General features: G+C 29.2%; 13 protein-coding genes. 9 read left to right on the plus strand and 4 right to left on the minus strand.

Annotation, left to right across the window (positions count from 1 at the left end; all coding sequences use genetic code 11):
- The 5 genes from Q0776_RS17415 to Q0776_RS17435 form a co-directional block, all read left to right on the plus strand.
- On the plus strand, positions 1-1,052 hold a 1,052-nt coding region (locus tag Q0776_RS17415; RefSeq protein ID WP_298371193.1), incomplete at its 5' end, for a PKD domain-containing protein.
- 419 nt (positions 1,053-1,471) lie between these two features.
- On the plus strand, positions 1,472-3,538 hold the full coding sequence (locus Q0776_RS17420; protein WP_298371195.1) for a transporter substrate-binding domain-containing protein: 2,067 nt from the start codon (positions 1,472-1,474) through the stop codon (positions 3,536-3,538).
- Positions 3,539-3,768: 230 nt separating this feature from the next.
- Complete coding sequence (locus Q0776_RS17425) at positions 3,769-4,536, plus strand: DUF6090 family protein (RefSeq protein WP_298371198.1); 768 nt, start codon at positions 3,769-3,771, stop codon at positions 4,534-4,536.
- A 171-nt stretch (positions 4,537-4,707) separates the two neighbouring features.
- Positions 4,708-5,937 carry a HEPN domain-containing protein gene (locus Q0776_RS17430; RefSeq protein WP_298371200.1) on the plus strand — a complete coding sequence of 410 codons (1,230 nt, stop codon included), beginning with the start codon at positions 4,708-4,710 and terminating at the stop codon, positions 5,935-5,937.
- 168 nt (positions 5,938-6,105) lie between these two features.
- Positions 6,106-6,870 (plus strand): DUF6090 family protein, encoded by a 765-nt coding sequence (locus Q0776_RS17435; protein WP_298371203.1) that lies wholly within the window; start codon positions 6,106-6,108, stop codon positions 6,868-6,870.
- Between the two features lie 450 nt (positions 6,871-7,320).
- Here the strand turns inward: Q0776_RS17435 and Q0776_RS17440 are convergent, their stop codons facing one another.
- The 4 genes from Q0776_RS17440 to Q0776_RS17455 all read right to left on the minus strand — a co-directional run bounded on the left by Q0776_RS17440 (position 7,321) and on the right by Q0776_RS17455 (position 10,277).
- On the minus strand, positions 7,321-7,734 hold the full coding sequence (locus Q0776_RS17440) for a putative quinol monooxygenase (protein WP_298371206.1): 414 nt from the start codon (positions 7,732-7,734) through the stop codon (positions 7,321-7,323).
- A 129-nt stretch (positions 7,735-7,863) separates the two neighbouring features.
- A complete protein-coding gene (locus tag Q0776_RS17445) occupies positions 7,864-8,805 on the minus strand; it encodes a cyclase family protein (RefSeq protein ID WP_298371209.1) in 942 nt (313 codons plus the stop codon).
- A gap of 295 nt (positions 8,806-9,100) precedes the next feature.
- A complete protein-coding gene (locus Q0776_RS17450; protein WP_298371212.1) occupies positions 9,101-9,679 on the minus strand; it encodes a TMEM175 family protein in 579 nt (192 codons plus the stop codon).
- Positions 9,672-10,277 (minus strand): NAD(P)H-dependent oxidoreductase, encoded by a 606-nt coding sequence (locus Q0776_RS17455; RefSeq protein ID WP_298371215.1) that lies wholly within the window; start codon positions 10,275-10,277, stop codon positions 9,672-9,674. Before Q0776_RS17455 ends, Q0776_RS17450 begins: the two co-directional genes overlap by 8 nt.
- Positions 10,278-10,376: 99 nt before the next feature.
- On the opposite strand from Q0776_RS17455, the gene Q0776_RS17460 reads away from it, so the two are divergent.
- The 4 genes from Q0776_RS17460 (at position 10,377) to Q0776_RS17475 (ending at position 14,849) form a co-directional block, all read left to right on the plus strand.
- The gene (locus tag Q0776_RS17460) at positions 10,377-11,309 is read left to right on the plus strand and encodes a LysR family transcriptional regulator (RefSeq protein WP_298371218.1); all 933 of its coding nucleotides are present in this window, start codon (positions 10,377-10,379) and stop codon (positions 11,307-11,309) included.
- Positions 11,310-11,618: 309 nt separating this feature from the next.
- Positions 11,619-12,233, plus strand: coding sequence for a class I SAM-dependent methyltransferase (locus Q0776_RS17465; RefSeq protein ID WP_298371221.1), 615 nt, complete (start codon positions 11,619-11,621; stop codon positions 12,231-12,233).
- A gap of 256 nt (positions 12,234-12,489) precedes the next feature.
- Positions 12,490-13,695 (plus strand): aspartyl protease family protein, encoded by a 1,206-nt coding sequence (locus Q0776_RS17470; RefSeq protein WP_298371224.1) that lies wholly within the window; start codon positions 12,490-12,492, stop codon positions 13,693-13,695.
- A 245-nt stretch (positions 13,696-13,940) separates the two neighbouring features.
- Positions 13,941-14,849 carry a hypothetical protein gene (locus Q0776_RS17475; protein WP_298371226.1) on the plus strand — a complete coding sequence of 303 codons (909 nt, stop codon included), beginning with the start codon at positions 13,941-13,943 and terminating at the stop codon, positions 14,847-14,849.
- Positions 14,850-14,875 lie beyond the last annotated feature (26 nt).

A 14,875-nucleotide genomic window follows, 5' to 3' on the forward strand; every position in this document is an offset into this window, starting at 1 on the left:
CAGGTACAAGTTTTAGTTCTACCGAAGAAAATCCGAAATTTACTTTTGATACCGCAGGCGATTTTGAAGTAAAACTAATAGTTACCAATTCGGCGGGAACCGACGAAATAACGAAAACAATAACCGTAACAGCCGCGCAAGTTTCTCCAGTTGCAGGGTTTAGTTTTTCGCCAACAAATCCAGAAACAGGACAAGAAGTTACTTTTACAAACGAAAGTACAAACGCAGATTCGTACCAATGGTCGGCAGCAGGTACAAGTTTTAGTTCTACCGAAGAAAATCCGAAATTTACTTTTGATACCGCAGGCGATTTTGAAGTAAAACTAATAGTTACCAATTCGGCGGGAACCGACGAGATAACAAAAACAATAACGGTAACAGCTGGTGGTGGCAATAGCAATTCTTGTAATTTACCTGATTGTTACGTAGAAAAAACCTCAACTGTTTCTTCTGGTTTTACTACAACCATAAATTATTCTTATACCGTTGTAAATGGAAAAAAACTAATTTCTGGAATTACAACATCAACTATTGGATCAACTATAGAAACTAGCATTCAATACGATGCACAAGCACGAAGAATTAAAGATGAAACCAAAATGGGAGGTGCTTTACAAAACTATATCGAATATGAATATAGCAACAACGACAAAACCGTGAAAGGCAAAAACTACGATGCTAGCGGAAATTTAACTGGTTATACAATTAGTGAATACGATTCTAATATGCGCCTTGCTCGTACCGATAATTATACCTCAGCAGGAGCATTGACAAGTTATGTCCTTTTCTCCGATTTCTTAAGTACAGAAGGCAGTTTTCCTCAATTGGTTCAAACCTATGATGCATCAAACGCAATTACACAAACTGACGTGCATACATATCAAGATTGTCAACTTAAAAAAACGGTTTCAAAAAATGGAAGTGGAACAGTTATAGGAGAAGTAAACAATACCATTGACGCGAGAAACTTGTTACGTACAAGTGCAGCAACTATTATTGTATCTGGAATAAGTATTTCAAGCACTACACAGTATGTGTACGATTGTGATTAAGTAAGATTTGAAGTTTATTAATTGAAAAAATCTAACTGATTTAAATATTGGTTAGATTTTTTTACTTTTCTATATTTATTTTGTATTTTTAAATGGTTATAAAAAAATAAACTCCTTTATAACCTCTTAAATTTATTGTACAATTTCTTAAAAATTAAACTAGTATATTTATAAAATAAATGTAGTATTTTTAGTGAAAAATTGTAGTATTTTTTTCTCAAAGTCCCTCAACTTTGCCAAGCTTTATTAAGTATTAGTCATTATTTACTAAGCAAAACAACAACATTTATAGTATCACAAAAACAAAACACCTTTTTCGAACTTTTTATAAGGTTGTTTATCCTTTATTATTGATAAAATAATAAACACCTATTTTAATTGATAAAATTATTTTTATTTTTGCATCAAACAACCCCTCAATGAAAAAATTTTATATTGCCCTAATTTTCTTTATCATTTTGATAACTGGAAAGTTACACGCTCAACATGAAATAATGTTTAGCGACAATTATCCCCCTTATAATTATCTAAATAACGAAGGAAAACTAGTTGGATTTAATGTTGATATTTTAAATGCCATAAAAGACATTTACAAAGAAGATGTATTTATTAATTCTGGAGAATGGTATACAATTAATAGGGCGTTAAACAATAATGAAATTGATGCTATTGGAGGTATTCATTATCCTGGTAGCCTGGATCCTAATTTTATTTATACGCGTCCTGCTATAAATACATCACATTGTTTTTTATACAATTCCAATTTTCATAATAAATTTTCGCTCGAATATGTTCGTACTACCAAAGAACCTCTAATTGCAATGTGGAAAAATGATGTGCTTATTAGGTATGTACAATCTATTAATCCATCGGCTAAATTTTTATTTGTAACTAATTACACCGATTTTATAAATGCTTTAGATCGCGAAGATGTAACCTGTATTTTTGGACAAAGAATTTGTGCAATGTACTATGCTAAAAGTTCGTACAAAGACTATGTAAAACCATTAAACCATAGAATTTTAGAACGTTCTATGGGCTTTAAAGTTTCTAAAGAAAATCCAGAGTTAGCAGCAATTTTAAACAATGGTTTAGAGGTAATTTTAGCCAATGGCGAGTATCAAAAAATATTTGATAATTCGCTAGCAGAATACGATGAAATTAATAACAATTGGCGTATTTATTTAAAATATATAACCCTAATTGGCGGTTTAAGTTTAGTGATTCTAATTTTTCTAATAATAGTAAATAGAGTTTTACAAAATAGAGTTCGTACTAAAACTAAAGACCTTAGAGAGCAATTGGCTTTAAACTCTCAAATAATGGAAGAACTTGAAGAGCAAAAAAATAAAGCCGAAGAAAGCGACAAAATAAAAACGGCTTTTTTAGCAAATATGAGTCATGAAATAAGAACACCAATGAATGGTATTTTAGGCTTTGCCGATTTGTTAAAAAATACCGATTATTCTTCTGAAAAGCACTCTAAGTTTATTTCTATTATTCAGCAAAGTGGACATAGAATGTTAGATACCATAAATAATATTATTGAAGTTTCTAAACTAGAATCGGGTTTAGAAAAACCAATTATTAAAGCAGTTCCTATTAAAGAAATTATACGCGAACTTCGAAATTTCTTTCATCCTGAAGCCACTTTAAAGGGATTGAGTTTTGTTTTTAAAGAAAAAGATTCAACCTTAAACCAACCTTTTTATACCGATGAATATAAACTTAATTCAATACTTACAAATTTAATTAAGAATGCTTTAAAATTTACTAAAAAAGGTAGTATTGAAGTAAGCTACTCTTTGCATAATGGCTATGCAGAATTTTGGATAAAAGACACCGGAATTGGAATATCTAAAGACAAACAAGCTTCTATTTTTGAACAATTTGTGCAAGCCGATTATTCTCATACCAGCGGTTTTGAAGGATCTGGACTTGGCTTATCAATTTCTAAAGGATATGTTCATTTACTAAAAGGACATATAAAATTAGAATCGGAACCAGCCAAAGGTTCTACATTTTATGTGCGCATTCCAAACAGTATTGACAATCAGCAATTATTAGATAAAACCACACCAACCGAAACTCCAGACCTTTCTATTTTAGAAAAATACAATATACTTATTGCCGAAGACGATGAAATATCATTTGTTTATTTAGAAAATATATTAGAAAATATAGCAGAACAAATTGTTAGAGCCAAAGATGGGCGCGAAGTTGTAGAATTGGCAAAACAATCTAAAAGCATAGATCTTATATTTATGGATATTAAAATGCCTCATTTAAATGGTTTTGAAGCAACTAGAGAAATTAGAAAATTTAATAAAGAGGTATTTATTATTGCTCAATCTGCTTTTACGCAAGAAAACTACAAGCATAAAGCAAAAGAAGCCGGTTGTAATGCATTTATTTCAAAACCAATAAACCAGCAAAAATTACTTACCTTAATTTCTAAGGTTACAACAGAAAAAGTTTATTTTTAAGCTAGGTGTTTTAATGTTTATTTGTTTTCATTTATTTTAATTTAAAAAAAGATTCTTCTTTTCTTAGATTTTTTTAACTTAGTGCATCGTTATAAAAATTGCATTCTAAACGATATAAACAAATTAATAAAAAACACAAAAATTGCGTTTATCCGGCAATATAAACGTATAAACGTTTATATATTATGTTATATAACGAGTTGTGCTTCATTATAACCAACCGCTAACCAATGATAAAATTCTTTAGAAAAATTAGACAAAAAATGCTGACTGAAAACAAATTCAGTAAATATTTGATTTATGCCATTGGAGAAATTTTACTTGTGGTTATTGGGATATTAATAGCCTTACAGATTAACAATAACAATAATTACAACGAACAAAGAATTCTAGAGCAGGAATATTTATTATCTCTGCAAGCAGAATTTAAAACTAACTTGAATAAAATAAATGCCTCTATTCAAGAAAATGAGCAACGTATACAGTCTCTTGAATATCTATTGACCTTATTTGACAGAAATGTGCTTGACACAGTCAGTAATCAGAGAATTTCTCAAAAGTTCGCCCCTATTTTCGGCAGTGCAATTAGCTATATACCGGCAACAGGAGTTTTAAATGACATCATTAGTTCAGGTAAGCTCAATATTATTTTAAATAAAAGCTTAAGGCAAAACTTGGCCTCTTTTGATAGTTCATTGGATTTTTTAAGCATTCAGTTAAATGGAGCAGAATTCACAGACGAAAAATTGCGTACTATTTTTTATAAAAAGGGAAGTATCCGAAAAATTGTGATGGATATAGGATTTATGGATTTTGAGCACGAGTCCATTTCCGAAAAGCTAGATAACAAGCTAATCTTCGAATCAGCTGAATTTGAAAATTATCTATTAGCTTACCATTTATTGGCTAAAGCAACGAATGGACCACGATTATTTGGCCGTATAAAGGTGGAAATAGAGACCATTATAAAGGAAATTGAGCAAGAACTTGAGAAATAACGAAAGCACAACACCGTGTATAATTAATTGCTTTGGTCGTTGCTTATTTGGAAAATTCCTTCGGAATTTTCTCGCGTTAGTTTTTGTTTACTAAATTAGTTGCTGAAACACGCAACTAACCATACACAAGACCGTTGGCAACAAGCAGACAAAATAAAACTCTAGATATAATTGGACTTCTATAATAAATACTATGAAGGGATTTTTTGGTTATCTGATAATGAGGACAATAAAATCATATCAACCTTATATATTGATGAAAGAGGAATTGCAACTATTACGTCGCTAAAACCTTTCAGAGAAGATGAAAATGTTACTAAAAAATGGAATAAAGAAAATCTAGTTTTTGGATATATTAATTCTAATGATAAATCTCAAACATATTCAATAAAACTATATGATGTTTATAAAACTCATCAAACAATTGGTTCATTAACCAAGTATAAATATCAATCGAATAATTCATTCATTTTTTCTGGATATGACAACGATATAAAAATAAGCATTTATAATACAATTTTGTTAAGTTCGGATTTAATAAATAATTGGATTCCAATTACTGGCTTTAATTTCAAGTCTGAAATTGAAAATACATTTAAAATAAGTCAACTATACGAACAACCACAAAGAATAGAACTATTTAAGAATAATGATTTCGATATATATCTCTTTTTTAGAGCTTCATCTGGTTCTCAAGGAAGACGCAATTCATATATTAAAGAAAATATCTTCATAAATATTGAATGTAATAAGAGTTTTGAGATTAAAGAGTTGTTTAAGATAAAAACAGTTATAGAGAGACTTTTTAATATTTTACTGTTCATTCCATTTTATTCAAACATAATTGAATTTAGAACAGACGAAAACAAAGCATATTCTGTAATTAAGAAAAATAATATTTTGTCTTCAACAACAGGAAAAAAAATAAATTTTTCGGTTTTTAGAGAAAATTCACAAAATATTATTTCAAATTGGTTAGATAAACAAGAAAAATTAGAATTAGTAATACTTAATTTTTTTAGTGTCTATGGACAAAAAGGAGTGTTAGTTGAAAATAAGTTCTTAACTTATATTTCAATTCTAGAAAATTATCATAAAAACAATATTAATAATAAAGGTTATTTAAAAAGTAGGCTAAATTATCTATTAGAAAAATCTAGTATTAATTCTAAAATTAATGACATTGAAAATTATGCGGAAAAATTAAAAATTACACGAAACTATCACGCTCATTTGGAGGAAAAGCATAAAGAGAAGAGTCTAAATACAAATGAAATTATTAAAACTAATATTCTCCTTGAATTCGTGATTCGAGAAATATTTTTACGAGAATTAGAAATTGATGAAAACTCACAAGTATCTTCAGTTTTAAATGAGTATTTGAAATCTTTGAATGATTAAAAAGCCAGTTGCCAACAACTGGTATATTTTATAGCTTGGTTTTTTGCACACTTACGAAAATCCTATCGGATTTTCTAATTGGTTTTTATTTACTAAATTAGGTACTTAAAACACGCAACTAAAGCTTGTACAAGACCGTTGTGCTTCATTATGACAAATCGCTAATCAATGATAAAATTCTTTAGAAAAATTAGACAAAAACTGCTGACTGAAAATAAAACTGGAAAGTATTTTAAATATGCTATCGGAGAAATTATTCTTGTAGTCATTGGAATTTTGATTGCTTTGCAGATTAATAACTGGAATGAAAACCGAAAAAATAAAATTGCTGAAGCTGATTATTACTGTAGAATTTTAGATGACTTTGAACTCAATGAAAAATTAATTGATGACACTACCGAACTGATAAACAACAAAATAGAGCTCTGTAAAGAATTGATATTAGATTTAAACAAAATACCAAATGAAAGAGATGAAATACTTAATAAATTTGTAATTGCTTTAAGACAAGACGTTTTTGTACCTAGCAATATCGCTTTTGAAGACATAACATCGTCAGGACAGTTAAAACTGTTGACAGATTTGAAACTTAAAAACAGACTCATTCAGCACAGTACATTTTTGAACAATATTTTAAATCTACTTCAAGAGAATAGGAATGAAATTCTTAAAAGAATGAGTGATTATGAATTAATAGTTGATTTTGGATATCAAGATATTAATTACCTTAATCAAGTACTCGGTAAAGAACTAGTGGATTTATTACCAAAAAACGATTGGACAAATGAGCCAAATAATCCAATCTTCGTGAAGTTTCAAGATAATCTTGTTGTATTTATTGCTATGCTAATCAGACAGAAACAACATTTATCAAATTTGAAAAAGGAAATGCAAGAACCTATAGGATTATTAAAAGAAAAAGAATGTAAATAACGAAAGCACAACAAAGAACTGAGCTGAAAAACAAATAAATTCTTCATTAATTTTTGACATTATTATCCTAAGTCTATTTAAGTTTTTATTATTTTCATAGACTCTTTTAATGGTAATTATTATTAATTAAATTTAATGAATTGCTAACTTAAGACGTGTATAATTTATTGCTTGTTCTCACCTACTTACGAAAATCCTTGCGGATTTTCTATTCGGTTTTTAATTGCTAAATTACGTGCTTATACACGCAACTAAATATTGCACAAGACCGTTGTGCAACATTTGACTCATAACCATTATTTAAACTATTTAAAGACTATTTTTTAGAAATATTTACCACATTTTATTATTAATAGTTTTCCTTATATGTGTCATTTATAGTGTCTTTATTTTTTTTAGAAAAAAAAAGGCAAATACAAAAGGTATCTGCCTTTAGGGAAGAGATTTTTTTTAATGAGTATTAAAGTTTGTCATTCTATTCACATTCATTTCCATAGTTGTGAAACCTTCGATAGCATCAAACCAATCTTGCACGTAAGTTGCTTGCTGATGGTTTTCAAAAGCAGCTTCATCAGCAAAAACTTCATAAAACAATACTAATCCAGGTGCTGTTTCTCCTTGATGTGCTTCAAAAATCAAACATCTGGGTTCATTTTTTCTGATTTTATCCATCATTAATTTTGTGGCTTTCATAACTTTTTGCTCACTACCTGCTTTTATTTTTGTCCACGCTATAATAGTTACAGCGTTTTTAGGAATTGAAAAATGACTTGATTTATTGCTCGGTATTTTTATGTCAATCTGTTGTGAATTACCTATTAAAGAGAATAATGCCATTGTTATTGTTATTAAAAATGTTTTCATTGTATATAATATTTTTATTAATCATTTTAACTGTTACTTGTCGAATAAAAGTTGTTTTCTGTTTTATTCGATTTTAAAAAAAAGCTGTACATCTGATATCTATATAAATGTACAGCTTGTTAATTATTGTTATCTTATTCCTACCGGATTAATTTGAACTTGAGTTGACCCTTCGTAAAGTGGGTGACCAAGTATAAAAAGAAACTCAAAAGCCTTATCTGCTACCAGCTCATCAACAAGTATATTCTCTAAAACTTGCACACCAAATTCTGTAGCCATCATTTGATTTACAGGAAAAGAAAGATTAGCGTTTTCGTGTGGAACAGCTTCAAAAGACCAATTATCTGCTCCAACTGCAACAACACCTTTTTCTCCAAGATAACGAGCAGCTTCTGTACCTATACCGGCACCCCCTGCAAGATAACGTTCATTATCTACTCCCATAAGTTTTGTCCATCCTGTGTAGAATAATACAACATCTCCTTTACGAATTTCTGTACCTTGTTTTTTAGCCACATTTTCAATGTCTTTCACCGAGAATACTGTACCTTCCTTAACAATATCTTGTTTGTAATAAGAGCGCATATCTAATACCACACCACGTGCTACAATAGGCGGTAGCTTTTCCAATCCTAATTTTTTCACTCCTCTTACAGTAAGAAAATCTTCTACTTTATGTCCGTTATAATGTACATTATCTCGACCATAATGAGAAAGCCCATTTATTTGAGAACCTACACCCGTCCAACCTATTAATTGGTCATCTACATATGTAAATTTGTTAGAACCTTCTGTTTTAGTTTCAGGTTGTAGTGTTTCAATATGAAAATATCTATGACGAAATGCGGGTGTTTTCTCATTAACCACCATTCCCAAACGATATACTTTACCATTTTTAACAAGTTTCATTGCATTTAATACAGACTCTTGTGTTATTAGGTTTAATGCTCCTATTTCATCATCTGGTCCATAAGGGGACATTGGCACTTCTTGTGCGTTAACATTTATGAAGCCCATAGTTAAAGCTATGGCAACAATACTAATTCTTAATTTTTGTTTTAAACTTTTCATCTTTAAAATTTTATAATTATTAATACTTTAATTTAGAATCTATTAAAAGCTAAAAAAATGGTCTGCTGCAACATAATATATTTAACCATTTATAGTTTTATTGATTTCTTGGCACAAAATTATATCTATAAATTGTATTATAAAAATAATGCATTTTATAGATGTCTATTAATTATTTAATAGATAAAAATGCTTTAGCATACGAGATTTTTCAATCAAATTTCAAAATTTGAACTACAAAAAAAAGCACATACATTTTGTACGTGCTCTTTAGATTTAGTTTTGTTTTTATCTATTAAATATTACTTACCACATTTTCTACTTTTTTACTAGGAATAAACCATATAAACAGTATAATTACATATATTAATAATGCAATTAACGGAAAGAAAAAGCTAACTCCAATACCTAAAATATATAACAGTAAGGTTATGTAATTCTTAAATTTGTTGTAAAGAATTTCACTTATACAATCATCATTTTTATGATGTGCAATAATTGCTTTTTCTAATATAAAATAGGCAATGGTTTTCATAAGTAAAATAAAACCGTAAAACACCATCGGAATATCTTTGCTATAATCTTCGCCCACCCAAGCTGTTGCAAAAGGTACTATCGACAACCAAAATAATTGATGATGGTTTGCCCACAATATTTTGCTGTTAATACTTTTTGAAATTTGCAACAGATGATGATGATTATTCCAATGCACTACAATTAGAATAAAGCTAATGGTGTAAATACCAAATATTGGCATTAAATCTATTAAAGACTGAAAATCTGCATTTTCAGGTACTTTAAACTCTAATACCATAATGGTTATTATTATAGCAAGAACACCGTCCGTTAATGCTTCTAATCTATTTTTATTCATAGTTCAAAGCAATTATGTTTTTATTTAAAAAAGCACTGTAATTATTCAATTCAATGGGAACATCTGCATTTTTTTCCATATCGTGAAAATGATGTGTTGCCAATAATTCCATTCCTGTAAAAGCATTCATTCTGTGAAACCCAAACATAACACCTTCATCTACACTTTTTTGATTAAAAAATTCATTTTCTAAAGTAAATGCGGTTTTAGGTGCATTCCAACTTGTAGTAAGTATATATTTTTTTCCGTGCATTAAACCACCAGTTCCGTAATTGATGTTTGGATTTTTTCTACTTCTTCCATCATTTGCATAAATTCCGTTTTGATGACCTTCCGTAAAAACTTCATCTATGTATTTTTTAAATCCAAAAGGAATTTGAAACCACCAAATTGGAGTGTGATAAATCACTAGATCTGCCCACTTAAATTTTTCTACTTCTTCTTGTGGGTTATAGTCTTCTCCTACTTGGGTCGATTTCACTTCATAACTCTCTAATGACTCAAAAAATGAAATCGTAGTATTGAAAAGTGTTTCGTTAAATCTTCCACCAGAATGTGCAAATGGATGACTTCCATTAATTATAAATATATTTTTCATTTGTCTATTATTTAATATTTGACAAAATTAAAGCACTTAGTTGTATTGTAAAAATAATATAATTCATACCTTTGCATTAAAATATTAATAGAGTAGATTATGGTCAGTTTAGAATGGTATCGAACGTTTAAAGAAATTTACGAAAACGGAACATTGACAAAGGCTTCCGTAGCTTTGTATTCATCACAACCAGGTGTAAGCGTACATTTGAATGCTTTAGAAGCCTATGTTGGTAAAAAATTATTTGAGCGAACCTCTAGAAAAATGATTCCGACCGAAGAAGGAAAAGCACTATACAATTTTATTTTAAGCAGCATTAAACAACTTGAAAAAGCGGAGCAACATTTTAAAAAAACATCAAAAGATATGGTTCCTTCAATAAGTATTGGAATGTGTACCGAAACATTTCAAACTATTTTAGAACCAGAAATTTCCAATCTTAATTTTAATCTTGTAGCTAGATTTGGAACTAATCAAGATTTAATAAAAGATTTAAATAATGGTATTCTCGACCTTATCATTACACCAAAAGTTGATAACAGCACAAATTCTCTTGTTGAATATGAAGCTTTCACAGAAGAAAATATTGTTTTAATTGCAGGTAATCAAAGTGATTTGGAAGAAATAAATAAACTGATAAAAAACAAGGATTTTTCGTTATTAGAAAAAACACTAAAAAATAAAACTTGGTACAGTGCCTCTAACGAAATGGAACATTTTAATAGGTTTTGGTATGAAAATTTCAATAAAAGACCCGATTTTAAACCTAATTACATACTTCCTAATATTGGTTCAATTATAAGATGTGTTGAAAACAATAAAGGATTTGCTATTGTTCCAGATTTTTTGGTATCTAATTCAATCGAATTAAATAAAATAAATTTAGTTTGGAAAGGTAAAAAAGATGTTTCTAATACCTTATACTTCGCAACTAGAAGCGACCTTCTATTTAAGAAAGAAATTGACATTATAAAGGAGGTTTTTCAAAGAAAGATGAATATAAAAACGTTGCACAACAAAGAACTGAGCTGAAAAACAAATAAATTCTTCATTATTATTTGACATTATTATCCCAAGCCAATTTAAGTTTTTATTATTTTCATAGACTCTTTTAATGGTAATTATTATTAATTAAATTTAATGAATTGCTAACTTAAGACGTATATAATTTATTGCTTGTTCTCACCTACTTACGAAAATCCTTGCGGATTTTCTATTCGGTTTTTAATTGCTAAATTACGTGCTTATACAAGCAACTAAATCTTGTACAAACACGTTGTGGGCAATTAAAACAAAGTGAACGCATAAAACTTAAGAACAATCAAAACAAATAACCGAAGTATGAATGAATTTTGGGAGTCTGCTTTTAGGAATAACGATAAGATGTGGGGAGAAAGTCCGACTGACAATTCAAAGAATGTCCTTAAGTTGTTTCAGAGAAATAAAATTAAAAGCGTCTTGATTCCAGGTTTCGGTTATGGAAGAAATGCAAAGGTGTTTTATGATAACGGATTTAATGTTACAGGAATTGAAATATCAAAAACCGCGATTGAAAGAGCTGGAAAATATTTTGGGAATGATGTAACGATACATTACGGTTCTGTTACTGATATGCCATTTGACAAGGCTCGTTTCGAATCTATCTACTGTTATTCTCTAATTCATCTTTTGGACAAAATCGACAGATGGAAATTAATCGAGAATTGCTATTCACAATTAATGCCAAATGGCTTAATGGTTTTTGTGGCATTATCTATAAACGATAAGCGATTTGGAATAGGAGACGAAATAGAAAAAAACACTTTCAATTCTCCGCACGGATTAAACCTTTATTTTTATGACGAAACGGCTGTAAAAAAAGAATTTGGAAACTATAACATAATAGAAGCAAAAGAAATTAATGAAACTGAAGAAAATCCGAATGAAAGACATTGGATGATAGTATGTAGAAAATAACTGCCCACAACAACATATAGAATTTATTGCTAGTTCAAGCTTACTTACGAAAATCCTCACGGATTTTCTATTCGGTTTTTATTTGCTAAATTAGGTGCTTAAACACGCCACTAATCATACACAATCACGTTACCTGTCAGCAAAAAAAACACTCAACCCAGGCAACCATTTCAGAAAAATTAGCGTCTATTTATATGAATGGATAAAGAAAAACTTATTCCTAAACTAAAAATATTAATAAATACCAAATCAATTTATGAAACACACCAAACTATTATTCTCACTTATTGTACTTACTTTATTAACCAGTTGTGCATCGTCAAAAATAATTAAAACCCTTAAACAAGGAAATATCGTTCAGGAAGACTTTAAAACTACTATACCATTTGAATACCGTAAAGGACTTATTATCCTTAAAGTAACTATTGAAAATGAAACATATGACTTTATTTTAGACACTGGAGCTTCTAACGTACTTTCTAAAGAATTGGCAGAAAAGCTTAACGTTAAGTCTTTAGGAAGTGAAAATGTAACTGATATTCATAAAACTAGCCAACTACTTAACTATACAAAAATAGGCAATATTGAAATCGGAGGTATTAATTTTCAGAATACTATTGCAGCTATATCAGATTTTAATAGTGGTGAACTTGCCTGTTTAAATGCCGATGGTTTTATTGGTTCTAATTTAATGCGATTTGCTGTATGGGACTTCGATTTTAAAAATCAATTAATTACGATTACAGATAATGAACAGAAACTAAATATTCCTTCAGATGCTATTGAGTCAAAAATGTTTATTGGCACAGCATCTAGTGTACCATCTATAATTAGTTATATAAATGGAGATAAAGCATTAAATAATTTGATTGATTTAGGTAATAATTCTACGCCACATTTATCGTATTTAAATTTTGTAAAACAAAAAGAATCTAATAAAATAACGAAGTATATAGCAGGTTCAGGATATTCTGGAATAGGAATGTATGGAAAAGGCGAGAAGAAAAATGAGTATTCTGCAAAAATTGATGAAATAAAAATAGGGGACCATATTATAAAAAACAAGATAATGAGAGTGAAAAATGGTAAAACAAATCTTGGCCTTTTATTTTTTAAAAATTATAGATTGATTTTGAATTGGAAAGCAAAAAATATCAAAATGGTTCAAGAAAGTACTTCTAATAATACAGAATTAAACCATTTTGGTTTCAATCCTAATTTTAATAAAAATAAGGTATTTGTAGATTTTATATATAATGATACAGCCGCATCAAAACTATTACAAATTGGAGACCAAATATTACAGATAAACAATATCGATTACTCAAAAATCACTAATGAAAATAAGTGTGATTACTTTAACGATGGTATTATATCAAAAGGAACTGCTGAAATAACAATTAAAATATTACGAAATGAAGAAGAATTAGAATTTCAGCTAAAAAAAGTTAGGCTTCTTTAAAACAGAGATAATGCCGAACAACTAACAAAGTATATAATCCATTGCTAGTTCTAGCCTACTTACGAACATTCCTGCGGAATATTCTATCTGTAATTTATTTGCTAAATTAGGTACTTAAAACACGCAACAAAACAACCAAAAAAACCGTTGTGTGTAATTAAAAAAAACCGATAATGAAAACAACTTTTAAGGTGTTATTTTTGCTCTTTCTGATAGTTTTTAGTACGAAATCTTTTTCACAGAAAATGGTTGAATATTACGAACCCGCAAAAAATGATAGCCTAAGAGTTGGAATAGAAGATAATGACTTTTTGCCTTTTATTCAAAAGGGTTATACGCTAATGCTTCCTAAAAATAAGGAAATAAAAGGTGTGCTCATTTTCTTAGAAGATTCCAAGTATGACAAAAAGAATAGGAGCTCAAAGCAAATGTATACTCAAGCATCGGAAAAAGACTTTGCGGTATTGTCGGTTTCAACCGAAATCCCTCTTGACTTTTATTTTTCTAAATCGTCTATGATTTCTACGCATAAGCTAATTAGAGAAGTATTTGACACCTATAATTTACCGAATAACAACATTTTCTTTTTAGGAGCAAGTTTAGTTGGACATAGAGCGATGCGTTATATTAAATTTATGACTGAGAGTGACTCCAAATTTCAACTTAAAATTAAAGGTATTGTCCCTTGCAATTTCACGATGGATTTTATAAGAAAATGGTATCAACATAAACGTGATATAAGAATTAACCTAATTGACCTTTGGGAACCAAAATTTATAAATTATCTATTGGAAACCAACTTGGGAGGAACACCACAAACTAATCCCGAAAATTATCACAACTTCTCATCGTATTGTTACTTTGATGAAAAGAATGAAAATATTAAAATTTACAAGAATTATGCAGTTCGAGCGTATATAGAACCAGCAATAAAATATAAACTAACAAAACAATTAAGAACATTATACCAGAATAATTCGACAGATATAGTTGGGTTTTTAGCTGAATTGAGAATAGCAGGAAATGAAAACACCGAATTGATTGTAATACAACCTGAGGACAATCCATTACAAGAAAGGAATACTCAATCAACTTGGGACTCGATAAATAAAGATGAACTTATGGATTGGATTCAAAAACAGACAGAAAAATAACTACGCTCAACAACTCCTAAATTTTA

Origin of the sequence: uncultured Lutibacter sp., assembly GCF_947495725.1 — a bacterium.
Lineage (GTDB): Bacteria > Bacteroidota > Bacteroidia > Flavobacteriales > Flavobacteriaceae > Lutibacter.

What these genes read in the sequence shown, in the direction of transcription:
- Q0776_RS17420 (WP_298371195.1), top strand. Translation starts at nt 1,472, where the DNA reads ATGAAAAAATTTTATATTGCCCTAATTTTCTTTATCATTTTGATAACT.
- Q0776_RS17425 (WP_298371198.1), top strand. Translation starts at nt 3,769, where the DNA reads ATGATAAAATTCTTTAGAAAAATTAGACAAAAAATGCTGACTGAAAAC.
- Q0776_RS17435 (WP_298371203.1), top strand. Translation starts at nt 6,106, where the DNA reads ATGATAAAATTCTTTAGAAAAATTAGACAAAAACTGCTGACTGAAAAT.
- Q0776_RS17440 (WP_298371206.1), bottom strand. Translation starts at nt 7,734, where the DNA reads ATGAAAACATTTTTAATAACAATAACAATGGCATTATTCTCTTTAATA.
- Q0776_RS17445 (WP_298371209.1), bottom strand. Translation starts at nt 8,805, where the DNA reads ATGAAAAGTTTAAAACAAAAATTAAGAATTAGTATTGTTGCCATAGCT.
- Q0776_RS17450 (WP_298371212.1), bottom strand. Translation starts at nt 9,679, where the DNA reads ATGAATAAAAATAGATTAGAAGCATTAACGGACGGTGTTCTTGCTATA.
- Q0776_RS17455 (WP_298371215.1), bottom strand. Translation starts at nt 10,277, where the DNA reads ATGAAAAATATATTTATAATTAATGGAAGTCATCCATTTGCACATTCT.
- Q0776_RS17460 (WP_298371218.1), top strand. Translation starts at nt 10,377, where the DNA reads ATGGTCAGTTTAGAATGGTATCGAACGTTTAAAGAAATTTACGAAAAC.
- Q0776_RS17465 (WP_298371221.1), top strand. Translation starts at nt 11,619, where the DNA reads ATGAATGAATTTTGGGAGTCTGCTTTTAGGAATAACGATAAGATGTGG.
- Q0776_RS17470 (WP_298371224.1), top strand. Translation starts at nt 12,490, where the DNA reads ATGAAACACACCAAACTATTATTCTCACTTATTGTACTTACTTTATTA.
- Q0776_RS17475 (WP_298371226.1), top strand. Translation starts at nt 13,941, where the DNA reads ATGGTTGAATATTACGAACCCGCAAAAAATGATAGCCTAAGAGTTGGA.